General features: G+C 64.3%; 21 protein-coding genes. 19 read left to right on the plus strand and 2 right to left on the minus strand.

The features are described from left to right. Nucleotides 1–86 precede the first annotated feature (86 nt). Nucleotides 87–4,226, plus strand: a complete 4,140-nt coding sequence (rpoB, locus tag AADJ02_RS00905) for a DNA-directed RNA polymerase subunit beta (RefSeq protein WP_341211116.1) — start codon at nucleotides 87–89, stop codon at nucleotides 4,224–4,226. Nucleotides 4,227–4,297: 71 nt separating this feature from the next. After that, nucleotides 4,298–8,539, plus strand: coding sequence for a DNA-directed RNA polymerase subunit beta' (gene rpoC / locus AADJ02_RS00910; protein ID WP_341211117.1), 4,242 nt, complete (start codon nucleotides 4,298–4,300; stop codon nucleotides 8,537–8,539). Nucleotides 8,540–8,654: 115 nt separating this feature from the next. Here the strand turns inward: rpoC and AADJ02_RS00915 are convergent, their stop codons facing one another. Next, nucleotides 8,655–9,653 (minus strand): glycosyltransferase family 2 protein, encoded by a 999-nt coding sequence (locus AADJ02_RS00915; RefSeq protein ID WP_341211118.1) that lies wholly within the window; start codon nucleotides 9,651–9,653, stop codon nucleotides 8,655–8,657. 63 nt (nucleotides 9,654–9,716) lie between these two features. On the opposite strand from AADJ02_RS00915, the gene AADJ02_RS00920 reads away from it, so the two are divergent. From AADJ02_RS00920 to rplP, 14 genes are all read left to right on the plus strand, one after another. Beyond that, nucleotides 9,717–10,622, plus strand: coding sequence for a DMT family transporter (locus AADJ02_RS00920; RefSeq protein WP_341211119.1), 906 nt, complete (start codon nucleotides 9,717–9,719; stop codon nucleotides 10,620–10,622). Nucleotides 10,623–10,912: 290 nt separating this feature from the next. Then, a complete protein-coding gene (gene rpsL, locus AADJ02_RS00925) occupies nucleotides 10,913–11,284 on the plus strand; it encodes a 30S ribosomal protein S12 (protein WP_017930005.1) in 372 nt (123 codons plus the stop codon). A gap of 14 nt (nucleotides 11,285–11,298) precedes the next feature. Further along, nucleotides 11,299–11,769, plus strand: a complete 471-nt coding sequence (rpsG, locus tag AADJ02_RS00930; RefSeq protein WP_021695124.1) for a 30S ribosomal protein S7 — start codon at nucleotides 11,299–11,301, stop codon at nucleotides 11,767–11,769. Between the two features lie 18 nt (nucleotides 11,770–11,787). After that, nucleotides 11,788–13,911, plus strand: coding sequence for an elongation factor G (gene fusA, locus AADJ02_RS00935; RefSeq protein ID WP_341211120.1), 2,124 nt, complete (start codon nucleotides 11,788–11,790; stop codon nucleotides 13,909–13,911). Between the two features lie 61 nt (nucleotides 13,912–13,972). Further along, on the plus strand, nucleotides 13,973–15,148 hold the full coding sequence (gene tuf / locus AADJ02_RS00940) for an elongation factor Tu (protein ID WP_341211109.1): 1,176 nt from the start codon (nucleotides 13,973–13,975) through the stop codon (nucleotides 15,146–15,148). 131 nt (nucleotides 15,149–15,279) lie between these two features. Continuing rightward, entirely contained in the window at nucleotides 15,280–15,594 is a 315-nt protein-coding gene (rpsJ, locus tag AADJ02_RS00945) for a 30S ribosomal protein S10 (RefSeq protein WP_021693211.1), read from the plus strand. A gap of 11 nt (nucleotides 15,595–15,605) precedes the next feature. Next, nucleotides 15,606–16,421 carry a 50S ribosomal protein L3 gene (gene rplC / locus AADJ02_RS00950; protein ID WP_341211121.1) on the plus strand — a complete coding sequence of 272 codons (816 nt, stop codon included), beginning with the start codon at nucleotides 15,606–15,608 and terminating at the stop codon, nucleotides 16,419–16,421. Beyond that, entirely contained in the window at nucleotides 16,411–17,028 is a 618-nt protein-coding gene (gene rplD / locus AADJ02_RS00955) for a 50S ribosomal protein L4 (RefSeq protein ID WP_341211122.1), read from the plus strand. Before rplC ends, rplD begins: the two co-directional genes overlap by 11 nt. Beyond that, nucleotides 17,025–17,321: a 50S ribosomal protein L23 gene (locus tag AADJ02_RS00960; protein ID WP_341211123.1), complete on the plus strand. Its 297-nt coding sequence runs from the start codon at nucleotides 17,025–17,027 to the stop codon at nucleotides 17,319–17,321. Before rplD ends, AADJ02_RS00960 begins: the two co-directional genes overlap by 4 nt. 136 nt (nucleotides 17,322–17,457) lie before the next feature. Then, a complete protein-coding gene (gene rplB, locus AADJ02_RS00965; RefSeq protein WP_341211124.1) occupies nucleotides 17,458–18,300 on the plus strand; it encodes a 50S ribosomal protein L2 in 843 nt (280 codons plus the stop codon). 3 nt (nucleotides 18,301–18,303) lie between these two features. Next, nucleotides 18,304–18,582, plus strand: a complete 279-nt coding sequence (gene rpsS / locus AADJ02_RS00970; protein ID WP_021693206.1) for a 30S ribosomal protein S19 — start codon at nucleotides 18,304–18,306, stop codon at nucleotides 18,580–18,582. A 3-nt stretch (nucleotides 18,583–18,585) separates the two neighbouring features. Then, on the plus strand, nucleotides 18,586–18,966 hold the full coding sequence (rplV, locus tag AADJ02_RS00975) for a 50S ribosomal protein L22 (RefSeq protein ID WP_021693205.1): 381 nt from the start codon (nucleotides 18,586–18,588) through the stop codon (nucleotides 18,964–18,966). Continuing rightward, nucleotides 18,966–19,673: a 30S ribosomal protein S3 gene (gene rpsC / locus AADJ02_RS00980; RefSeq protein ID WP_341211125.1), complete on the plus strand. Its 708-nt coding sequence runs from the start codon at nucleotides 18,966–18,968 to the stop codon at nucleotides 19,671–19,673. Before rplV ends, rpsC begins: the two co-directional genes overlap by 1 nt. A gap of 14 nt (nucleotides 19,674–19,687) precedes the next feature. Beyond that, on the plus strand, nucleotides 19,688–20,101 hold the full coding sequence (gene rplP, locus AADJ02_RS00985) for a 50S ribosomal protein L16 (RefSeq protein WP_021693203.1): 414 nt from the start codon (nucleotides 19,688–19,690) through the stop codon (nucleotides 20,099–20,101). A gap of 132 nt (nucleotides 20,102–20,233) precedes the next feature. Here rplP and AADJ02_RS00990 read toward each other — a convergent pair whose 3' ends face one another. Then, nucleotides 20,234–21,106, minus strand: coding sequence for a MurR/RpiR family transcriptional regulator (locus AADJ02_RS00990; protein ID WP_341211126.1), 873 nt, complete (start codon nucleotides 21,104–21,106; stop codon nucleotides 20,234–20,236). A 122-nt stretch (nucleotides 21,107–21,228) separates the two neighbouring features. Here AADJ02_RS00990 and AADJ02_RS00995 point away from each other — a divergent pair, with 122 nt between their 5' ends. From AADJ02_RS00995 to AADJ02_RS01005, 3 genes are read left to right on the plus strand one after another with little or no spacing between them, the layout of a single operon-like run. Next, a complete protein-coding gene (locus AADJ02_RS00995; protein ID WP_341211127.1) occupies nucleotides 21,229–21,987 on the plus strand; it encodes an N-formylglutamate amidohydrolase in 759 nt (252 codons plus the stop codon). Beyond that, complete coding sequence (locus tag AADJ02_RS01000; RefSeq protein WP_341211128.1) at nucleotides 21,984–22,553, plus strand: TRAP transporter small permease subunit; 570 nt, start codon at nucleotides 21,984–21,986, stop codon at nucleotides 22,551–22,553. The genes AADJ02_RS00995 and AADJ02_RS01000 overlap by 4 nt, the downstream gene beginning before the upstream one ends. Next, nucleotides 22,553–23,878, plus strand: coding sequence for a TRAP transporter large permease subunit (locus AADJ02_RS01005; RefSeq protein ID WP_341211129.1), 1,326 nt, complete (start codon nucleotides 22,553–22,555; stop codon nucleotides 23,876–23,878). The genes AADJ02_RS01000 and AADJ02_RS01005 overlap by 1 nt, the downstream gene beginning before the upstream one ends. The last annotated feature ends 32 nt before the right edge of the window (nucleotides 23,879–23,910 follow it).

Below are 23,910 nucleotides of genomic sequence, written 5' to 3' on the forward strand. Positions count from 1 at the left end.
TTGACCGGAACTCCCCTCTCGCATGGACCCCGTGGCCTTCCCCGCCGGCCCGGTGATCCGCAGAGACCTGAAAGGTGACGACACCCATGGCTCAGTCCTTCCTCGGCCAGAAGCGTTTGCGCAAATATTACGGCAAGATCCGTGAAGTTCTGGAGATGCCGAACCTCATCGAGGTGCAGAAATCCTCCTACGACCTGTTCCTGAAATCGGGCGACCAGCCCGTGCCGACCGACGGCGAAGGCATCAAGGGCGTGTTCCAGTCGGTGTTCCCGATCAAGGACTTCAACGAGACGGCGACTCTGGAGTTCGTGAAATACGAGCTTGAGAAGCCGAAATACGACGTCGAGGAATGTCAGGCCCGCGACATGACCTACAGCGCACCGCTGAAGGTCACGCTGCGCCTGATCGTGTTCGATATCGACGAGGACACCGGTGCGAAGTCCGTCAAGGACATCAAGGAGCAGGACGTCTTCATGGGCGACATGCCCCTGATGACCCAGAACGGCACGTTCATCGTCAACGGGACCGAGCGGGTGATCGTGTCCCAGATGCACCGCTCCCCGGGCGTGTTCTTCGACCACGACAAGGGCAAGACCCACTCCTCGGGCAAGCTGCTGTTCGCCTGCCGGATCATCCCCTACCGCGGCTCCTGGCTCGACTTCGAATTCGACGCCAAGGATCTCGTCTTCGCGCGGATCGACCGTCGCCGGAAGCTGCCCGTCACCACGCTCCTCTATGCCCTTGGTCTCGACCAGGAGCGGATCATGGACGCGTATTACAACACGGTCGATTACAGCTTCGACAAGAAGGCACAGGCCTGGGTCACGAAGTTCTTCCCCGAACGGATGCGCGGCACCCGCCCGACCTATGACCTCGTGGATGCCGCCACCGGCGAAGTGATCGCCAAGGCTGGCGAGAAGGTGACCCCGCGCGCCGTCAAGCAGCTGATCGACGAAGGCAAGGTCACCGACCTGCTCGTGCCGTTCAACAACATCCTCGGCAAGTTCGTCGCGCGCGACATCGTCGACGAGGACACCGGCGCGATCTACGTCGAGGCCGGCGATGAGCTGACCATCGAGACCGACAAGAACGGCGAAGTGACCGGCGGCTCCCTCAAGGAGCTGATGGACGCGGGCTTCACCGAGATCCCGGTGCTCGACATCGACAACGTCAACGTCGGTCCCTACATCCGCAACACGGTCGCCGCCGACAACAAGGCGTGGAACCGTGAGACGGCGCTCATGGAAATCTACAAGGTCATGCGCCCCGGCGAGCCGCCGACCGTCGACGCCGCCTCGGCGCTGTTCGACACGCTGTTCTTCGACAGCGAGCGCTACGACCTCTCGGCCGTGGGCCGCGTGAAGATGAACATGCGCCTCAACCTCGACGCCGAGGACACGCAGCGCACGCTGCGCCGCGAGGACATCATTGCCTGCATCAAGGCACTGGTGGAACTGCGCGACGGCAAGGGCGAAATCGACGACATCGACCACCTGGGCAATCGCCGGGTACGTTCGGTCGGCGAGCTGATGGAAAACCAGTACCGCGTCGGCCTGCTGCGCATGGAGCGCGCGATCAAGGAGCGGATGTCTTCGGTCGAGATCGACACGGTGATGCCGCAGGACCTGATCAACGCCAAGCCGGCGGCTGCTGCCGTGCGCGAATTCTTCGGCTCGTCGCAGCTGTCGCAGTTCATGGACCAGACCAACCCGCTGTCGGAAGTGACGCACAAGCGTCGCCTCTCGGCGCTCGGGCCGGGCGGTCTGACGCGTGAGCGCGCGGGCTTCGAGGTGCGCGACGTGCACCCGACCCACTATGGCCGGATGTGCCCGATCGAAACGCCGGAAGGCCCGAACATCGGCCTCATCAACTCGCTGGCCACCTTTGCCCGCGTGAACAAGTACGGCTTCATCGAGACCCCCTACCGCAAGGTGGTGGACGGCCAGGTGACCGACGAGGTGAACTACCTCTCGGCCACCGAGGAAATGCGCCATACCGTGGCACAGGCCAACGCCTCGCTCGACGAGAACGGCAAGTTCACCAACGATCTGGTCAACACCCGCCAGTCGGGCGACTACATGCTGGCCCCGTCGGAAAGCGTCGACCTGATCGACGTGAGCCCCAAGCAGCTCGTCTCGGTCGCGGCCTCGCTGATCCCGTTCCTCGAGAACGACGACGCCAACCGCGCCCTGATGGGGTCGAACATGCAGCGTCAGGCGGTTCCGCTCCTGCAGGCCGAGGCGCCGCTCGTCGGCACCGGCATCGAGGAAGTCGTGGCCCGCGATTCCGGCGCCGCCATCATGGCGCGCCGCGGTGGCATCATCGACCAGGTGGACGCCACCCGGATCGTGATCCGTGCCACCGAGGATCTCGAGCTCGGCGATGCCGGGGTCGACATCTACCGGATGCGCAAGTTCCAGCGGTCGAACCAGAACACCTGCATCAACCAGCGTCCGCTGGTGAAGGTGGGTGACCGGGTCCAGAAGGGCGAGGTCGTCGCCGACGGTCCCTCGACCGACATGGGCGAGCTGGCGCTCGGCAAGAACGTGGTCGTCGCGTTCATGCCGTGGAACGGCTACAACTACGAGGACTCGATCCTGATCTCCGAGCGCATCGTGCGCGACGACGTCTTCACCTCGATCCACATCGAGGAATTCGAGGTCGCGGCCCGCGACACCAAGCTTGGGCCGGAAGAGATCACGCGCGACATCCCCAACGTCGGCGAGGAAGCCCTGCGCAACCTCGATGAGGCGGGCATCGTCTACATCGGTGCCGAAGTGGGGCCGGGTGACATTCTCGTGGGCAAGATCACTCCGAAGGGCGAGTCTCCGATGACCCCCGAGGAGAAGCTGCTTCGCGCCATCTTCGGCGAGAAGGCCTCGGACGTGCGCGACACCTCGCTGCGGCTGCCCCCGGGCGACTACGGCACCATCGTCGAGGTCCGGGTGTTCAACCGCCACGGCGTCGAGAAAGACGAGCGCGCGCTGCAGATCGAGCGCGAGGAAGTCGATCGTCTCGCACGTGACCGCGATGACGAGTTGGCGATCCTCGATCGTAACATCTACGCGCGTCTCAAGGACCTGATCACCGGCAAGACCGCCGTGAAGGGCCCGCGCGGCGTCAAGGCCGGCGCGATCATCGACGACGAACTGCTGGGCACGCTGTCGCGCGGCCAGTGGTGGCAGCTCGCCCTCGAAGACGAGGACGACGCCACGATCGTCGAGGCGCTCAACGAGCAGTACGAGATCCAGAAGCGCACGCTCGATGCGCGCTTCGAGGACAAGGTCGAGAAGGTGCGTCGTGGCGACGACCTGCCGCCGGGCGTGATGAAGATGGTCAAGGTCTTCGTCGCGGTGAAGCGCAAGCTTCAGCCGGGTGACAAGATGGCCGGTCGTCACGGCAACAAGGGCGTCATCTCGCGCGTGGTGCCGATGGAGGACATGCCGTTCCTCGCCGACGGCACGCCGGTCGACTTCTGCCTCAACCCGCTGGGCGTGCCGTCGCGCATGAACGTCGGTCAGATCCTCGAGACCCACATGGGCTGGGCCGCGCGCGGCCTCGGCATCCAGGTCGACGAGGCGCTGCAGGAGTATCGTCGCTCGGGCGATCTCACCCCCGTCCGCGAGGCGCTGCGCATCGCTTATGGCGACGATGTCTACGAAGAGGGCATCGAAGGCATGGAAGAGGACCGGGTCACCGAGATCGCTTCCAACGTCCAGCGCGGTGTTCCGATCGCCACCCCGGTGTTCGACGGTGCCAAGGAGAACGACGTCAACGACTCGCTCCGCCGCGCCGGCTTCGACACCTCCGGTCAGTCGGACCTGTTCGACGGCCGCACCGGCGAGAAGTTCTCGCGCAGGGTGACGGTGGGCGTGAAGTACCTGCTCAAGCTGCACCACCTCGTGGACGACAAGATCCACGCGCGTTCCACGGGGCCGTACAGCCTCGTCACCCAGCAGCCGCTGGGCGGTAAGGCGCAGTTCGGTGGCCAGCGCTTCGGTGAGATGGAGGTCTGGGCACTGGAAGCCTATGGCGCCGCCTACACGCTGCAGGAAATGCTGACCGTGAAGTCGGACGACGTGGCAGGCCGGACCAAGGTCTACGAGAGCATCGTCAAGGGCGAGGACAACTTCGAGGCCGGCGTGCCGGAATCGTTCAACGTCCTCGTGAAGGAAGTCCGGGGCCTCGGCCTCAACATGGAACTCCTGGACGCGGAGGACGAGTAACGGCGTCCCGCCGCGCGCCCCACGGGGTGCGCGGCACGCCGTCGCCCTCTGCCTAGATTCAAGGATTTGAAATGAACCAGGAACTCACCAACAACCCGTTCAACCCGCTGACCCCGGCCAAGACCTTTGACGAGATCAAGGTCAGTCTGGCGTCGCCGGAACGGATTCTCAGCTGGTCCTTCGGCGAGATCAAGAAGCCCGAGACGATCAACTACCGGACCTTCAAGCCCGAGCGCGACGGCCTGTTCTGTGCCCGCATCTTCGGGCCGATCAAGGACTACGAGTGCCTTTGCGGCAAGTACAAGCGGATGAAGTATCGCGGCGTTGTCTGCGAGAAATGCGGCGTGGAAGTCACGCTGCAGAAGGTCCGTCGCGAGCGCATGGGCCACATCGAGCTGGCCGCCCCCGTCGCGCACATCTGGTTCCTGAAGTCGCTTCCGAGCCGGATCGGCCTCATGCTGGACATGACGCTGCGTGATCTCGAGCGGATTCTCTACTTCGAGAACTATGTCGTCATCGAGCCGGGTCTCACCGACCTGACTTACGGCCAGCTGATGAGCGAGGAGCAGTTCCTCGACGCTCAGGACCAGTACGGCGCCGACGCCTTCTCCGCCAACATCGGCGCCGAGGCGATCCGCGAAATGCTGGCCCAGATCGACCTCGAGGGCGAGGCCGAGCAGCTGCGCGCCGACCTCAAGGAGGCCACCGGCGAGCTGAAGCCCAAGAAGATCATCAAGCGCCTGAAGATCGTCGAAAGCTTCATCGAGAGCGGCAACCGTCCCGAGTGGATGGTTCTCACCGTGATCCCGGTGATCCCGCCCGAGCTGCGCCCGCTGGTGCCGCTGGACGGCGGCCGCTTCGCGACCTCCGACCTCAACGACCTGTATCGCCGGGTGATCAACCGCAACAACCGCCTCAAGCGGCTCATCGAGCTGCGTGCGCCCGACATCATCGTGCGCAACGAAAAGCGGATGCTGCAGGAATCCGTCGACGCGCTGTTCGACAACGGCCGTCGCGGCCGCGTCATCACGGGTGCCAACAAGCGCCCGCTGAAGTCGCTGTCGGACATGCTCAAGGGCAAGCAGGGCCGCTTCCGCCAGAACCTTCTGGGCAAGCGGGTCGACTTCTCGGGCCGTTCGGTCATCGTGACCGGACCGGAACTCAAGCTGCACCAGTGCGGCTTGCCCAAGAAGATGGCACTCGAGCTGTTCAAGCCGTTCATCTACTCGCGGCTCGAGGCCAAAGGTCTGTCCTCGACCGTCAAGCAGGCCAAGAAGCTGGTTGAAAAGGAGCGTCCCGAGGTCTGGGACATCCTCGACGAGGTGATCCGCGAGCATCCGGTGATGCTCAACCGGGCGCCGACGTTGCACCGTCTGGGCATCCAGGCCTTCGAGCCGATCCTGATCGAAGGCAAGGCGATCCAGCTGCACCCGCTGGTCTGTTCGGCCTTCAACGCCGACTTCGACGGTGACCAGATGGCCGTCCACGTGCCGCTTTCGCTGGAAGCCCAGCTCGAAGCGCGCGTGCTGATGATGTCGACCAACAACGTGCTGTCGCCCGCCAACGGCGCGCCGATCATCGTGCCGTCGCAGGACATGGTTCTGGGTCTCTACTATACGACCATCATGCGTGAAGGCATGAAGGGCGAGGGCATGGCCTTCAACTCGATCGACGAGGTCGAGCACGCGCTCAACGCCGGTGAAGTGCACATGCACGCCAAGATCATCGCGCGGATCAAGCAGATCGACGAAGAGGGCAACGAGGTCATCAAGCGGTTCGAGACCACCCCGGGCCGTCTGCGGCTTGGCGGTCTGCTGCCGCTCAACGCCAAGGCGCCGTTCGAGCTTCTGAACCGTCTGCTGCGCAAGAAAGAGGTCCAGCAGGTCATCGACACCGTCTACCGCTACTGCGGCCAGAAAGAGTCGGTCATCTTCTGCGACCAGATCATGTCCGTAGGCTTCAAGGAGGCCTTCAAGGCCGGCATCTCCTTCGGCAAGGACGACATGGTCATCCCCGAGACCAAGTGGACGCTGGTCGACGAGACCCGCGATCAGGTCAAGGATTTCGAGCAGCAGTACATGGACGGCCTGATCACTCAGGGCGAGAAGTACAACAAGGTCGTGGACGCCTGGTCGAAGTGTAACGACAAGGTCACCGACGCGATGATGACCACGATCTCGGCCAACAAGCGCGACGAGAACGGTGCCGAAGCCGAGCCCAACTCGGTCTACATGATGGCCCACTCCGGTGCCCGTGGCTCGGTCACCCAGATGAAGCAGCTGGGTGGCATGCGCGGCCTGATGGCCAAGCCCTCGGGCGAGATCATCGAGACGCCGATCATCTCGAACTTCAAAGAAGGCCTGACCGTGCTCGAGTACTTCAACTCGACCCACGGTGCGCGGAAAGGTCTGTCGGACACCGCTCTGAAGACCGCGAACTCGGGCTACCTGACGCGCCGTCTCGTCGACGTGGCGCAGGACTGCATCGTGCGCGAGCACGACTGTGGCACCGAGCGGGCGATCACCGCGGAAGCGGCGGTCAACGACGGCGAGGTGGTCTCGCCGCTGTCCGAGCGCGTTCTGGGCCGGGTTTCGGCCGACGACGTGCTGCGTCCGGGCACCGACGAGGTGCTGGTGGCGGCGGGCGAGCTCATCGACGAGCGTCGTGCCGACATCATCGAGCAGGCGGCGGTGCAGAAGATGCGCATCCGCAGCCCGCTCACCTGCGAGGCCGAAGACGGCGTCTGTGCGGCGTGCTACGGGCGTGACCTCGCGCGCGGCACCATGGTGAACCAGGGCGAAGCCGTGGGCATCATCGCGGCGCAGTCGATCGGTGAGCCGGGCACCCAGCTGACGATGCGGACCTTCCACATCGGCGGCGTGGCCCAAGGTGGCCAGCAGTCGTTCCTCGAAGCCAGCCAGTCGGGCAAGGTGGAGTTCCGCAACGCCACGCTCCTCGAGAACGCGGCGGGCGACCAGATCGTCATGGGCCGGAACATGGTCATCGCGATCATGGGCGAGGACGGCGAGGAGCGCGCGAGCCACAAGATCGGCTACGGCACCAAGGTCTTCCTCAAGGAAGGCGCAGATGTCGCGCGCGGCGAGAAGATGTTCGAGTGGGATCCCTACACCCTGCCGATCATCGCCGAGAAGGCCGGTATGGTCCGCTTCGTCGACCTGGTGAACGGCATCGCCGTGCGCGAGGACACCGACGACGCGACCGGCATGACCCAGCGGATCGTCACGGACTGGCGTTCGGTGCCCAAGGGCAACGAGCTCAAGCCCGAGATCATCGTGGTGGGCGAAGACGGCGAACCGGTCCGCACCGACAGCGGCAACCCGGTGACCTATCCGATGTCGGTGGATGCGATCCTGTCGGTCGAAGACGGCCAGCAGATCCAGGCCGGCGACGTGGTGGCACGGATCCCGCGCGAAGGCGCCAAGACCAAGGACATCACCGGGGGTCTTCCCCGCGTGGCGGAACTGTTCGAGGCCCGTCGTCCCAAGGACCACGCCATCATCGCGGAAATCGACGGCTACGTGCGCTTCGGCAAGGACTACAAGAACAAGCGCCGCATCGCGATCGAGCCTTCGGAAGAGGGCCGCGAGAAGGTCGAGTACATGGTGCCCAAGGGCAAGCACATCCCGGTGCAGGAAGGCGACTTCGTGCAGAAGGGTGACTACATCATGGACGGCAACCCCGCGCCGCATGACATCCTTGCCATCATGGGCGTCGAAGCCCTTGCCGATTACATGATCGACGAGGTTCAGGACGTCTATCGACTGCAGGGCGTGAAGATCAACGACAAGCACATCGAGGTGATCGTTCGCCAGATGCTGCAGAAGATCGAGATCTCGGACTCGGGCGAGAGCACGCTGCTCAAGGGCGAGCATGTCGACAAGGCGGAGTTCGACGAGGCCAACGAGAAGGCGATCTCCAAGGGCGGGCGTCCCGCGCAGGGCAGCCCCGTGCTGCTCGGCATCACCAAGGCGTCGCTGCAGACCCGCAGCTTCATCTCGGCGGCGTCGTTCCAGGAGACCACCCGCGTGCTCACCGAAGCTTCGGTCCAGGGCAAGCGCGACAAGCTGGTCGGTCTCAAGGAGAACGTCATCGTCGGCCGCCTGATCCCGGCGGGCACCGGCGGTGCCACCACCCGCGTGCGCAAGGTCGCGCATGATCGCGATCATTCAGTGATCGAGCAAAAGCGCGAAGCAGCCGAAGCCGCCGCAGCGCTGGCCGCTCCGGCCGAAGCACCGATGTCGGACGACCAGTTCGACACGATCTCGGCGCGCACCGAGGACAGCCGCGACTGATCTCCCTCGGAGAGCCGACCGCAAAATTGAGAAAGGCCCCCGGGACACCGGGGGCCTTTTTCGTGGTCGACGCTGCCGCCAGAAGTTCGGCCACCGGACGGACGGGGCAGGGGTTTCAGCGCGCGGCGTCGGCCGCCTCGATCGCCGTGCACCAGCGGGGGTCGTCGCAGGAGGCGGACCCCTGATGCGCACACAGCTGCGCCACCAGATCGGCACAGCACAGATGGTGCAGCCGTGCTACGCCGGGCAGAGCCATCGCCTCGGCATGCACCCGGTCGAAGGCTTCGGCATGGGCCAGCGCTGCGAGATCGCGCTGCCCGTTGCGGTCGCGCGTCTCGAAGAACTTTTGCGTATAACGGTCCTTGGCGGCGGTGGCCGACAGGGTGCCGCGCTTGGCGTCGAACTGCTCGACCGAGCGCAGCACGTAGTGATTCATCTGCGCGTAGCGATGGGTGATCTGCGCGACATCGGTAAAGCGGACAGGGTGCGGCTCGGTCAGGAGCGCCTCGATGGTCCGGCCTTCGCTGTCGACGATGCGGTTGTGGTCGCGATCCCATGTGCCGTCGAACTCCCATGGCATATGGTCGCTCCAGCGTCCGAAGCGATGCGGCGTGCGGAACATCGTCTTGACCATCACGTTCGCCGGACGCGCGGAAGGACCGCGCCTGCGGAACTGCCGGTGCACGAGGCCCGGCTGATAGCGCTTCCAACCGCCAGTGCCAAAGCACTGCCAATGGAAGGCGACGCCAAGGTGAACGCGACCCAGATCATCGAGATAGGACGCGATGGTGCCGTCGCCGCGATGCAGGACGAGGAACTCGTCCACGTCGCAGATCAGCAGCCAGTCTGCCTCTGCCGTTGCGGGGTGCCGCTGCGCGTGGCGATGCGCGGATTGTTTGGGCGGCGTGCCCTCCGGCGGGCGGTGTTCGAACCAGCGAAGCCAGCCTGCATCGGCAAAGGCGTCGAGCAGGGCAGCGGAGCGGTCGGTGCAGTCATTGATCCCGACGAGGATCTCGAACCCCATCATCCGGTACCACGAGACCCATTCGACGAGGAATGCGCCCTCGTTGCGCATGCCGGCGAAGACGAGGAAGCGGTCCGAGCGATCAGTCATGGGGCCGGATGATGCACGGATCCCTGCTGGCGTCCAGCGGGGACCGCTGCTACCGCTGATCGCATGGCACCTCTGACCGACAACCTGCGCGGCGCGCTTCTGATGATGGGCGGCATGGTCGCCTTCACCTGCAACGACGCGCTGGTCAAGTCGCTGGGCGACGAGATGCCGATGCTGCAGGTGCTGAGCCTGCGCGGGCTGATCACGACGTTTGTGCTGGGTCTGCTGGCGGCGAGGCTCGGCCAGATCCGCTACCGGCCCGCGCGGTCCGACCGGCGGTTGATCGCACTGCGCGCGGTGGCCGAGGTCGCGAGCGCGTGGATGTTCATGACGGCGCTGTTCAACATGCCGCTCGCCAACGCCTCGGCGATCATGCAGTCGCTGCCTCTCGCCGTGACGCTGATGGGTGCGCTGGTGTTGGGCGAGGCGGTGGGCTGGAAGCGCGTGGGCGCGATCCTCGTGGGGTTTGTCGGTGTGCTGCTGATCGTGCAGCCGGGGGGCGAGGGGTTCAATCTCTACTCGGTGATGGTGCTCGGCGCGGTGGGCTGGGTGACGGTCCGCGACCTCGCGGCGCGCCGCATGACGCAGGCGGTGCCATCGGTCTTCGTGGCCTTTGTGACTTCGTCTGGCGTCACGCTCATGTCGCTCATGGCCTCGGTTCTCGTCGATTGGCAACCGGTGACGGGCAGCAGTGCGCTGCGGCTCGGAGCGGCGGCGCTGTTCCTGGTCGTGGGGTACGTCTGCCTCGTGTCTGCGATGCGGGTGGGCGAGATCGGAATCGTGGCTCCATTCCGTTACGCCAGCCTGATTGCGGCGCTGATCCTGGGCCTTGTCGTGTTCGGCACCTTTCCGGGGCCGTTGGCCCTCGCGGGGGCGGCGCTGGTGGTGGGCAGCGGGCTCTTTACACTCTATAGAGAGCGGGTGACGAGACGTGGCCATGCCGCGCAGGCGTTGGCGGCGCCGCGCTAGGACAGGGCGGGTCGAGCGTCGCCCCCCGCTACAGTTGACACCCCCTGCGACTCCCCCTATACGGCCACCACTTGGGCAGGGGGCAGTCCGCTTTCCGCCCTGATATCAGAGCTGAAGTGGTCACGATCCGGGCCTAGTGCCCCGATCCTCTGGAGACCCACCGCATCGTGTCCGGAAGAGGGGCGCGTTCGCGGGTTTTTGTGCTTTACGGACGCGTGAAGTGCGAGGAATCGAAATCGGCGGGCCGTCCGGTCCGTGACACAAGTGCAGGAAACGGGGAAAGACGCCCAATGCCAACGATCCAGCAGCTGATCCGCAAACCGCGGCAGCCGAAAGTCACCAAGTCCAAGTCGCAGCACCTCGAGTCCTGCCCGCAAAAGCGTGGCGTGTGTACCCGGGTGTATACCACGACCCCGAAGAAGCCGAACTCGGCCATGCGGAAAGTCGCCAAGGTGCGTCTGACCAATGGCTTCGAAGTCATCAGCTACATTCCGGGCGAGAGCCACAACCTTCAGGAGCACTCCGTGGTCCTGATCCGTGGCGGCCGGGTAAAAGACCTTCCGGGCGTCCGCTACCACATCCTCCGCGGCGTGCTTGACACCCAAGGGGTCAAGAACCGCAAGCAGCGCCGCTCGAAGTACGGCGCGAAGCGTCCGAAGTAAGGAGAGAGAGCGCCATGTCGCGTCGTCACGCCGCCGAGAAACGTGAAATTCTGCCCGATGCCAAGTTCGGCGACCGGGTCGTCACGAAGTTCATGAACAATCTGATGATCGACGGCAAAAAAGCCGTTGCCGAACGGATCGTCTACAACGCCTTCGAGCGGGTCGAGACCCGCCTGAAGAAAGAGCCGGTGGAAGTCTTCCACGAGGCCCTCGACAACATCAAGCCGTCGGTCGAGGTGCGTTCGCGCCGCGTCGGTGGTGCGACCTACCAGGTCCCCGTCGAGGTCCGCCCCGAGCGCCGCGAAGCGCTGGCGATCCGTTGGCTCATCGATGCCAGCGCCAAGCGCAACGAGAACACCATGGAAGAGCGCCTGGCCGGCGAGCTGCTCGACGCAGTGAACGGCCGCGGCACCGCGGTGAAGAAGCGCGAAGACACCCACAAGATGGCCGACGCCAACAAGGCGTTCAGCCACTACCGCTGGTAAGCGGGAAGGAGTCCAGACATGGCACGCGACTATCAGCTGCAGCGCTACCGTAACTTCGGCATCATGGCCCACATCGATGCCGGCAAGACCACCACGACCGAGCGGATCCTCTTCTACACCGGCAAGTCCCACAAGATCGGCGAAGTCCATGACGGCGCCGCGACCATGGACTGGATGGAGCAGGAGCAGGAGCGCGGGATCACGATCACGTCCGCCGCTACCACCACCTTCTGGCAGCGTCAGGAAGATCCGACTCTCGAGGGCACTTCGGACACGAAGTACCGCTTCAACATCATCGACACCCCCGGCCACGTCGACTTCACCATCGAAGTCGAGCGTTCGCTGGCGGTGCTCGACGGTGCAATCTGTCTTCTCGACGCCAACGCTGGTGTCGAGCCGCAGACCGAGACCGTCTGGCGTCAGGCCGACCGCTACAAGGTTCCGCGGATCGTGTTCGTCAACAAGATGGACAAGATCGGCGCCGACTTCTTCAACTGCGTGAAGATGATCAAGGACCGCACCGGCGCGACTCCGGTTCCGATCGCTCTGCCGATCGGCGCCGAGGACAAGCTCGAGGGCATCGTCGACCTGATCAAGATGGAAGAGTGGGTTTGGGAAGGTGAAGACCTCGGCGCAAGCTGGGTTCGTCGTCCGATCCGTGCCGAGCTTCAGGATGTCGCTGACGAATGGCGCGCCACGCTGATCGAGAACGCCGTCGAGCAGGACGATGCTGCGATGGAAGACTATCTCGAAGGCAAAGAGCCCGACGAGCCGACCCTGCGCAGCCTGATCCGCAAGGGCACGCTGTCGCTGTCCTTCGTGCCGGTGGCCGCTGGCTCCGCGTTCAAGAACAAGGGCGTCCAGCCCCTCCTGAACGCCGTCATCGACTTCCTGCCCTCGCCGCTCGACGTGCCCGCCTACATGGGCTTCTCGCCGGACGACGAGACCGAAGAGCGTAACATCGCGCGTCATGCCGACGACTCCGAGCCCTTCTCGGGCCTGGCGTTCAAGATCATGAACGACCCCTTCGTCGGTTCGCTGACCTTCACCCGCGTCTATTCGGGCGTGGTGAAGAAGGGCGACACCATGATGAACTCGACCAAGGGTAAGCGCGAGCGTGTCGGTCGGATGATGATGATGCACGCCATCAACCGCGAAGAGATCGAAGAAGCGTTTGCGGGCGACATCATCGCGCTCGCCGGCCTCAAGGAAACCACGACTGGCGACACGCTGTGTGATCCCCAGAACCAGGTCGTCCTCGAGACCATGACCTTCCCCGATCCGGTCATCGAGATCGCCGTCGAGCCCAAGACCAAGGCCGACCAGGAGAAGATGTCCGCCGGTCTGCAGCGGCTTGCCGCCGAAGACCCGTCCTTCCGCGTCGAAACCGACATCGAGTCGGGCCAGACGATCATGAAGGGCATGGGCGAACTTCACCTCGACATTCTGGTCGACCGCCTCAAGCGGGAGTTCAAGGTCGAAGCGAACATCGGCGCGCCACAGGTGGCCTACCGCGAGACCATCGGTCACGCCGTGGAGCACACCTACACCCACAAGAAACAGTCGGGTGGTTCGGGCCAGTTCGCCGAGGTGAAGCTCAACATCCTGCCGACCGAGCCGGGCGAGGGCTACTCCTTCGACAGCAAGATCGTCGGTGGTGCGGTGCCCAAGGAATACGTCCCGGGCGTCGAAAAGGGCATCAAGTCGGTGATGGACTCCGGTCCGCTCGCAGGCTTCCCCGTGATCGACTTCAAGGTCGAGCTGCTGGACGGCAAGTTCCACGACGTGGACTCCTCGGTCCTCGCCTTCGAGATCGCCTCGCGCATGTGCATGCGTGAAGGTCTCCGCAAGGCCGGCGCCAAGCTGCTCGAGCCGATGATGAAGGTCGAGGTGCTGACGCCCGAAGAGTACACCGGTGGTGTCATCGGTGACCTGACCTCGCGTCGGGGTCAGGTGCAGGGGCAGGACACGCGCGGCAACGCCAACGTGATCACCGCCTTCGTGCCGCTGGCCAACATGTTCGGCTACATCAACACGCTGCGGTCCATGACCTCCGGTCGCGCCCAGTTCTCGATGCAGTTCGATCACTACGAGCCGGTGCCGCAGAACATCTCGGACGAGATTCAGAAGAAATACGCGTGACGGTCGGCGGGGCCCCCGGGCCCCGCCATCACGACGCCAGACAAATTTGAAGGAGCCTATCATGGCGAAGGCAAAGTTCGAACGTAACAAGCCGCACGTGAACATCGGGACCATCGGTCACGTGGACCACGGCAAGACCACCCTGACCGCCGCGATCACCAAGTACTTCGGTGACTTCCGCGCCTACGACCAGATCGACGGCGCGCCCGAAGAGAAGGCCCGCGGCATCACCATCTCGACCGCGCACGTCGAGTACGAGACCGAGAGCCGTCACTACGCCCACGTCGACTGCCCCGGCCACGCCGACTACGTCAAGAACATGATCACCGGTGCCGCCCAGATGGACGGCGCGATCCTCGTGGTGAACGCCGCCGACGGCCCGATGCCTCAGACGCGCGAGCATATCCTGCTCGGCCGCCAGGTGGGCATCCCCTACATGGTCGTCTACATGAACAAGGTCGACCAGGTGGATGACGAGGAGCTGCTCGAGCTCGTCGAGATGGAAATCCGCGAGCTGCTGTCGTCCTACGACTACCCGGGCGACGACATCCCGATCGTCAAGGGCTCGGCCCTGCACGCGATGAACGGCACCCAGCCGGAAATCGGCGAAGAGTCGATCAAGGCGCTGATGGCGGCCGTGGACGAGTACATCCCGACCCCGGCCCGCGCCGTGGACCTGCCGTTCCTGATGCCGATCGAGGACGTGTTCTCGATCTCCGGCCGTGGCACGGTGGTGACCGGTCGCGTCGAGCGCGGCGTGATCAACGTCGGCGACGAGATCGAGATCGTCGGCATCCGCGACACCAAGAAGTCGACCTGCACCGGCGTCGAGATGTTCCGCAAGCTGCTCGACCGCGGTGAAGCCGGCGACAACGTCGGCGTGCTGCTGCGCGGCATCGACCGCGAAGGCGTCGAGCGCGGCCAGGTGCTGTGCAAGCCCAAGTCGGTTCTGCCGCACACCAAGTTCGAGGCCGAGGCCTACATCCTCACCAAGGAAGAAGGCGGTCGTCACACCCCGTTCTTCGCGAACTACCGTCCGCAGTTCTACTTCCGCACCACCGACGTCACCGGCACCGTTGTCCTCCCCGAGGGCACCGAGATGGTGATGCCCGGCGACAACCTGAAGTTCAACGTCGAGCTGATCGCCCCCATCGCCATGGAAGACGGCCTGCGCTTCGCCATCCGTGAAGGCGGCCGCACCGTCGGCGCCGGCGTGGTGTCGAAAATCGTCGAGTAACGACGCCCCCAGTGGACGTCGCCGCGGGGCGGGTGTAATGCCCGCCCCGTACCACTTTTCCGACGGGTTCGACGTGGACCGGCAATACCGCCCGGCCGACCTCTCAACCCGAACCCTTGAAGGGGACTAACATGGCCGCCCAAAGCCAGAATATCCGCATCCGGCTCAAGGCTTTCGATTATCGCGTGCTGGATGCCAGCACCGCCGAGATCGTCAGCACCGCCAAGCGCACCGGCGCCTCGGTCCGCGGGCCGATCCCGCTGCCGAACAAGATCGAGAAGTTCACGGTTCTCCGTGGACCGCACATCGACAAGAAATCCCGTGACCAGTTCGAGATCCGCACGCACAAGCGGCTGCTCGACATCGTCGATCCGACCCCGCAGACCGTGGACGCGCTGATGAAGCTCGACCTGGCCGCCGGCGTCGACGTCGAAATCAAGGTCTGAGGGGGGTGACGATGTTGCGTTCCGGAATCATCGCCAAGAAGGTGGGCATGACCCGTCTTTTCCTCGAGGACGGCAAGCAGGTCCCCGTGACCGTGCTCCAGCTCGACAACCTGCAGGTCGTAGCACAGCGCACGATCGAGCGTGACGGCTACACCGCCGTTCAGCTCGGCGCCGGCACTGCCAAGGCCAAGCGCACTAGCGCACCGATGCGCGGTCACTTCGCCGCCGCCAAGGTCGAGCCCAAGCGCAAGGTCGCGGAGTTCCGCGTGGCCCCTGAGAACCTGATCGAAGTGGGCGAGGAAATCATCGCCGCGCACTACTTCGAAGGCCAGTACGTCGACGTGTCGGGCGTCTCCATCGGTAAAGGTTTTGCCGGTGCGATGAAGCGCCACAACTTCGGCGGTCTGCGCGCGTCCCACGGCGTGTCCGTGTCGCACCGTAGCCACGGTTCGACCGGCCAGTGTCAGGACCCGGGCAAGGTGTTCAAGGGCAAGAAGATGGCTGGCCACATGGGCGCCGCCCGCGTGACCACCCAGAACCTCCAGGTCATCAAGACCGACGCCGACCGTGGCCTGATCATGGTCAAGGGCGCCGTGCCGGGCGGCAAGGGCGGCTGGGTCACGGTCAAGGACGCCGTGAAGAAGCCGACCGGCGAGAACGTCGTGTTCCCCGCCGGCCTGCGTAGCCATGCCGACGAAGCCAAGCGTCTCGCCGACGAGGCCGCCGCCGAGGCCCACGCCGCCGAGGAAGCCGCCGCCAAGGCAGCCGCCGAGGCCGAGCAGGCCGCGATCGACACCGCTGAGAAGGGTGAGAACAATGAAGGCTGATGCGATCAAGCTGGACGGCGCCTCCGCGGGTTCCGTCGATCTCGACGACGCGATCTTCGGTCTCGAACCGCGCGCCGACATTCTGCACCGAGTCGTCCGCTGGCAGCGTGCGCGTACCCAGCAGGGCACGCACTCGACGCTGGGCCGCTCCGAGGTCAGCTACTCGACCAAGAAGATCTATCGCCAGAAGGGCACCGGTGGCGCACGCCACGGCTCCAAGGGCGCGCCGATCTTCCGTCACGGTGGTATCTACAAGGGCCCGACGCCCCGCAGCCACGAGCACGAGCTGACCAAGAAGTTCCGCAAGCTCGGCCTCAAGCACGCCCTCTCGGCGAAGCTGAAGGCTGGTGAGCTGGTGGTTCTCGACAGCATCGAGACCGAGGGCAAGACCTCGGTTCTCGCCAAGCAGGTCGCGAACCTCGGCTGGAAGCGGGCGCTGGTCATCGACGCCGCGGCGATCAACGAGGGCTTCGCCCAGGCCGCGCGCAACATCGCCAACCTGGACGTGCTGCCCTCGATGGGTGCCAACGTCTACGACATCCTGCGCAGTGACACGCTCGTGCTCACCAAAGCGGCTGTCGAAGCTCTGGAGGCTCGCCTGAAATGAGCGCGAAACCCGAACACTACGACGTGATCCGCAAGCCGATCATCACCGAGAAGGCAACCTTGGCGTCCGAAGCCAACGCGGTGGTCTTCGAGGTGGCGATCGACGCCAACAAGCCGCAGATCAAGGAAGCCGTCGAGGCCCTGTTCTCGGTCAAGGTGAAAGCGGTCAACACCGTCGTCACCAAGGGCAAGGTCAAGCGGTTCCGGGGCACTCTCGGCACCCGCCGCGATGTCAAGAAGGCCTATGTGACGCTCGAAGAGGGCAACAGCATTGACGTCTCGACCGGTCTCTAATAGTTGACCCCATCGGCGCGGCCCCGGATTCGTCCGGGGCCGCTCCTTATTTACGACAAGCCGGGGACCTTCGGGGCCCTAAACACAACCGGGCCATCCATTCGGGATCGCCCGCAAAGCAACGGAAGACACAAGCATGGCACTAAAGTCGTACAAGCCGACGACGCCGGGCCAGCGCGGGCTGGTGCTGATCGACCGTTCGGAGCTTTGGAAAGGACGCCCCGTCAAGGCCCTCACCGAGGGTCTGACGAAGTCGGGCGGCCGGAACAACACCGGACGGATCACGATGCGTCGTCGTGGTGGTGGTGCGAAGCGCCTCTACCGGATCGTCGATTTCAAGCGTAACAAATTCGACATGCAGGCCGTCATCGCCCGCATCGAGTACGACCCCAACCGGACCGCCTTCATCGCGCTGATCCAGTACGAAGACGGCGAGCAGGCCTACATCCTGGCGCCGCAGCGCGTCTCGATCGGCGACAAGGTCGTCGCTGGCGCCAAGGTCGACGTCAAGCCCGGCAACGCGATGCCCTTCTCGGGCATGCCGATCGGTACGATCGTCCACAACATCGAGATGAAGCCCGGCAAGGGTGGCCAGATCGCACGCTCGGCGGGCACCTATGCCCAGTTCGTCGGTCGCGATGGCGGCTACGCCCAGATCCGTCTCTCCTCGGGCGAGCTGCGTCTCGTGCGTCAGGAGTGCATGGCGACGGTCGGCGCGGTCTCGAACGCGGACCACTCGAACCAGAACCTCGGCAAGGCCGGTCGCAACCGCCACTTCGGCAAGCGTCCCGCGGTCCGCGGCGTCGCGATGAACCCGATCGATCACCCGCACGGCGGTGGTGAAGGTCGGACCTCGGGCGGCCGTCACCCGGTCACCCCCTGGGGTAAGCCGACCAAGGGTGCGCGCACCCGTGACAAGAACAAGGCGTCGTCGAAGCTCATCCTTCGTTCGCGCCACGCTCGCAAGAAAGGCCGTTAACACATGGCTCGTTCTGTTTGGAAAGGCCCTTTCGTCGATGCTTACGTGCTTAAGAAAGCCGAAGCGTCGCGCGAGTCCGGCCGCAACGAAGTGATCAAGATCTGGTCGCGCCGTTCGACGATTCTGCCCCAGTTCGTGGGTCTGACGTTCGGTGTGTACAACGGTCGCAAGCACATCCCCGTCAACGTCAGCGAAGACATGATCGGTCAGAAGTTCGGTGAGTATTCGCCGACGCGGACCTACACCGGTCACGCCGCTGATAAAAAAGCGAAGCGGAAGTAAGCCATGAGCAAGGACAAGAATCCCCGCCGCGTCGCCGACAACGAGGCGATGGCCAAGACCCGGATGCTGCGCACCAGCCCGCAGAAGCTCAACCTCGTTGCCGCGATGATCCGCGGCAAGAAGGTAGAGAAGGCCCTCACGGACCTGACCTTCTCGAAGAAGCGCATCGCCGCCGACGTCAAGAAGTGCCTGCAGTCCGCGATCGCGAACGCCGAGAACAACCACAACCTCGATGTCGACGAACTCGTCGTCGCCGAAGCTTGGGTTGGCAAGAACCTGATCATGAAGCGCGGTCGTCCGCGGGCTCGTGGCCGGTTCGGCAAGATCGTCAAGCCGTTCTCGGAACTCACCATCACGGTTCGTCAGGTCGAGGAGCAAGCCTAATGGGTAACAAGGTCAATCCCGTCGGCATGCGGCTCCAGGTCAACCGGACCTGGGACAGCCGCTGGTACGCCGACACCAAGGACTATGGCGATCTTCTTCTCGAAGACCTTAAGATCAAGGACTTCATCAAGACGGAAGCCAAGCAGGCCGGCATCAGCCGCGTGATCATCGAACGCCCGCACCGCAAGTGCCGGGTCACGATTCACGCCGCGCGCCCGGGCGTCATCATCGGCAAGAAAGGCGCGGACATCGAGACGCTGCGCAAGAAGCTGGCGAACCTGACGAAGTCCGAGCTGCACCTCAATATCGTTGAGGTCCGCAAGCCCGAGCTCGACGCCGCTCTGGTGGGCGAGTCCATCGCCCAGCAGCTCGAGCGCCGGGTGTCGTTCCGTCGCGCGATGAAGCGTGCGGTGCAGAACGCGATGCGCATGGGGGCCCTGGGCATCCGTGTGAACGTCGCCGGTCGTCTCGGCGGTGCCGAGATCGCGCGGACCGAATGGTACCGCGAGGGCCGGGTGCCGCTGCACACGCTGCGCGCCGACATCGACTATGCGCTGTCCGAAGCCGTGACCCCCTATGGCATCATCGGGATCAAGGTCTGGATCTTCAAAGGCGAGATCATGGAACATGATCCGCAGGCGCGTGACCGTAAACAGGCCGAGCTGCAAGAGGGCCCCGTGCCCCGCGGCGCCGGCGGCCGCCGGTAAGGGAGGGCTGAGACATGCTTCAACCGAAGCGCACTAAGTTCCGCAAGCAGCACAAAGGCCGCATCCATGGTGAGGCCAAGGGCGGCTTCAACCTGGACTTCGGCTCCTTCGGCCTCAAGGCCGTCCAGCCCGAGCGCATCACGGCGCGTCAGATCGAGGCGGCTCGCCGCGCTCTGACCCGTCACATGAAGCGTCAGGGCCGGGTCTGGATCCGGATCTTCCCGGACACGCCCGTGACCTCCAAGCCCACCGAAGTCCGGATGGGTAAGGGTAAGGGTTCGGTCGATTTCTGGGCCGCCAAGGTCAAGCCGGGCCGCGTGATGTTCGAGATCGACGGCGTCAGCGAAAGCGTCGCACGTGAGGCCCTGCGCCTTGCCGCGATGAAGCTGCCGATCAAGACCCGCACCGTGGTCCGCGAGGACTGGTAAGCGATCCAGGGCCCAAGGGCTCCGACAAGACAGCAAGGCCCCCGCCGAGAGATCGGCGGGGGCCTTTTCGTTGATGGAGCGCTGCTGGATCTGTGCACCGGCCTCGAGCCGGTCCGGGGGTGGGGCGGTTTCTCAGGTGAACTTGCGAAACAGCTTGGTGCTGTCGAACATCTCTTCGAGGCTCTCCATCCGGCTGCGCGTGGAGTCCCAGAGTTGCGCTTGAACCGCCGAGATCATGCTCTCGACCAGCAGCAAAGGCGTCGCAGCCGAATCCCAAGCAGATGGCACGACGATGCGGCTGCTGAAGCAGACATCCGACATCGTGTGAATGGGCGAGCGCCATTGATCGGTGAACAGAATAATCTTCGCACCGCGCTCCTTGGCGAGTTCGGCGAGCTTGAGCGTGTTGTTCTCATAGCGGCGCATGTCGAAGATCACGAAGACATCGCCGGCTTCGGCGTCCAGCAGGTAATGCGGCCAGGTATTCGAGGTCGATTGTATATGCGTCACGCCGGGGCGGATCACCTGCATGTGCAGGTAGAGGTATTCCGCCAGTGTGTGAGAGATGCGCCCGCCCACGATTTGCACCGCGCGCGACGTATCAGCGATGAGCGCGCAAGCCGCGTCAAAGGCCTCCGGGTCGATCTGGGCCAGTGAATGGCGGATGTTGTCGATCACCGCGTCGGTAAAGCGGTTTAGGATATGCGCCGACGGCGCGCCCTCGGCCCATGTGTCGTGCTTGGCGATCGGGTTCTTGGCCTTGGCGCGCAACTCCTCGCGCAGTTCGGCCTGAAACTCGGGGTAGCTGCCAAAGCCCAGTTTCTGAACCATGCGCAGCACCGTCGGTCCGGACACCTCGGCGTCCTTGGCGAGTGCCGACAGCGGCCCGAGGCCACTGGCCGGGTAGTTTTCGAGGATCGCATAGGCCAGTTGCCGTTCGGCCCGCGTCAGGGCGTCGAGCTGTTTCTGGATACGATCCGCGATCGTCAGATCCTCGATTGCCATGCCACTGCCTCGATCATTGGCTTTCATTACAGCTCTACCCTGAGTGTACCAAAAGTTACAGAAATTTGTTGACACATGCCGAGGGCAGCCCGAATGTTGGGAGGAACGGGGAGCGGACGTCCATGAGCCAGTCACCGCAACTACATGAAATCTCGCAGGTTATCCGCCCCGATGCAGGATCGGAACTGGTGCTCGTCTGTGAGCATGCCTCGCCCTATATCCCTGCATCTCTCAACGGGCTCGGCCTCGCCGAGGCGGACCTCTTGAGCCATGCGGCGTGGGATCCGGGGGCCTTCGCCGTTGCACGGCGGATGTCCCGGAGCCTCGATGCGGTGCTGGTGGCCAGCGGCGTCTCGCGGCTTGTCTATGATTGCAACCGCCCGCCCGTGGCGCCCGACGCCATGCCGACCCAGAGCGAACGCATCCGCGTGCCGGGAAACGCAGGCCTCGATGCTCAGGCCCGCGCCGATCGTGTGCGCAGCTATTACGAGCCGTTCCGGGCCGATCTGGCGCGCATGCTCACCACGCGTCGCGCGCCGGTCATCGTGACGCTGCACAGCTTTACCCCGGTTTTCGACGGGGTTCGGCGTGAAGTCGAGATCGGCGTGCTACACGACAGCGACGCGCGGCTCGCCGACGCGATGCTCGGGGTGGCGGCGGTGCAGGGCAGATGGAACGTGCAACGCAACGCGCCCTACGGGCCACAGGACGGCGTGACCCATACCCTCAAGGAGCACGCGCTCCCCGGCGGGCATTTGAACGTGATGATCGAGATCCGCAACGATCTCATCGAGAGCGATGATCAACAGGCGTCCATGGCCGAGGTGCTGTCGGACTGGTTGCGCAGGGCCCTGTCCGAAATGCGGGGCGGGACGGCATGACCGGGCTGATGCGCGGCTATATCCGGGGCATCGACGCGGTGAACCACCGGCTCGGGCGTATCGTGATGTACGGGATCTTCGTGCTGATGGCGGTGCTGCTGTGGTCGTCCATCAGCAAGACCTTCTTCCTGCCATCGCTCTGGACGCTGGAAATGGCGCAGTTCGTGATGGTCGCCTATTATATCCTCGGCGGGCCCTATTCGATCCAGCTTGGCTCGAACGTACGGATGGACCTGCTCTATGGCGAATGGTCGTTGCGCAGGAAGGCCTGGGCCGATCTGATCACCGTGCTGTTCCTGATCTTCTACCTTGGGGTTCTGCTTTACGGTGCCATCGGTTCGACCGCCTATTCGCTGGGCTACTGGGGCAGCGAGCCATTGTCGTTCTTTGCCGGGCTGGTGACCGGCAGCGAAGAGGTCGGCCGCATGGAAACCTCGCCCACGGCGTGGCGGCCGCCGCTCTGGCCGATCAAGGCGATCATGGTGATCGGCATCTTCCTGATGCTGCTGCAATGCGTATCCGAGCTGCTGAAAGACGTGCTGCGGCTCAAGGGCGAGGCGATCTGATGTCCTACGAGGTGATCGCGACGCTGATGTTCGCGACGATGATGCTGATGCTTCTCACCGGGCAGCGGGTGTTCGGCGCCATCGGCTTCGTCGCGGTGATCGCGGCGCTGTTTCTCTGGGGCGACCGGGGCGGCTACGACCTTGGCTTCTCGGCGGCGATGAAGCTGATGAAGTGGTATCCGCTTCTGACGCTGCCGATGTTCATCTTCATGGGCTACGTGCTGAGCGAAAGCCGCATCGCCGACGATCTCTACAAGATGTTCCACGTCTGGATGGGCGGGCTGCGTGGTGGTCTCGCGGTCGGCACGATCGGGCTGATGGTGCTGATCTCGGCGATGAACGGGCTGTCGGTGGCGGGGATGGCGATCGGCTCGACCATCGCGCTGCCCGAGCTTCTCAAACGCGGCTACGACAAACGCATGGTGACGGGGGTGATCCAGGCCGGATCATCCTTGGGCATCCTCGTGCCGCCATCGGTGGTGCTGGTTCTCTACGCGATGATCGCGCGCCAGCCGGTCGGGCAGCTGTGGCTCGCGGGCGTGGTGCCGGGGCTGATGATGGCAGCGATGTTCATCGCCTACATCACGATCCGCTGCTGGAAGAACCCGATCCTCGGTCCCGTACTCGACGCCGCTGAGCGCGACATTCCGCGCGCCGAGAAGCTGCGCCTGCTGCGCGCGGGCGTCCTGCCGCTGGTGATCTTCGCCGCGATGATGGTGCCCTTCGTAAACGGTTGGACCTCGCTCGTCGAAAGCTCGGCCATCGGCGCGCTGGCGGCGTTCCTCGCGGCGGTGCTTAAGGGGCGGATGACGCGCGAGGTGTTCGAGAACTCGGTGCGCAACACGCTCGGGATCACCTGCATGTTCATGTGGATCATCCTCGCGGCGCTGGCCTTCGGCGCGGTGTTCGACGGGCTGGGCGCGGTCAAGGCGATCGAAGGGCTGTTCACCGAGCGGCTGAACCTCAGCCCCTGGATGATCCTGATCCTGATGCAGCTGAGCTTCATCCTGATGGGGACGTTTCTCGACGACACGGCGATGCTGGTCATCGTGGCGCCGCTCTACGTGCCGCTGGTGGGGGCGCTGGGGTTCGACCTGATCTGGTACGGGATCCTTTACACGATCACGACGCAGATCGCCTATATGACCCCGCCTTTTGGCTACAACCTGTTCCTGATGCGGGCCATGGCCCCGCCGGAAATCGGGCTGCGCGACATCTATGCGTCGATCACGCCCTTTGTCATGGTGATGGTGTTGGCGCTGGTCCTCGTCATGCTGGTGCCCGGCATCGCGACCTGGCTGCCCGACTACGTCTACGCCGATTGAATAAAAGAGCCGCAAAGCCGGCCGTCCAATCA

It is taken from the genome of uncultured Limimaricola sp. (assembly GCF_964022235.1).
In the GTDB taxonomy this organism is placed as follows: domain Bacteria; phylum Pseudomonadota; class Alphaproteobacteria; order Rhodobacterales; family Rhodobacteraceae; genus Limimaricola.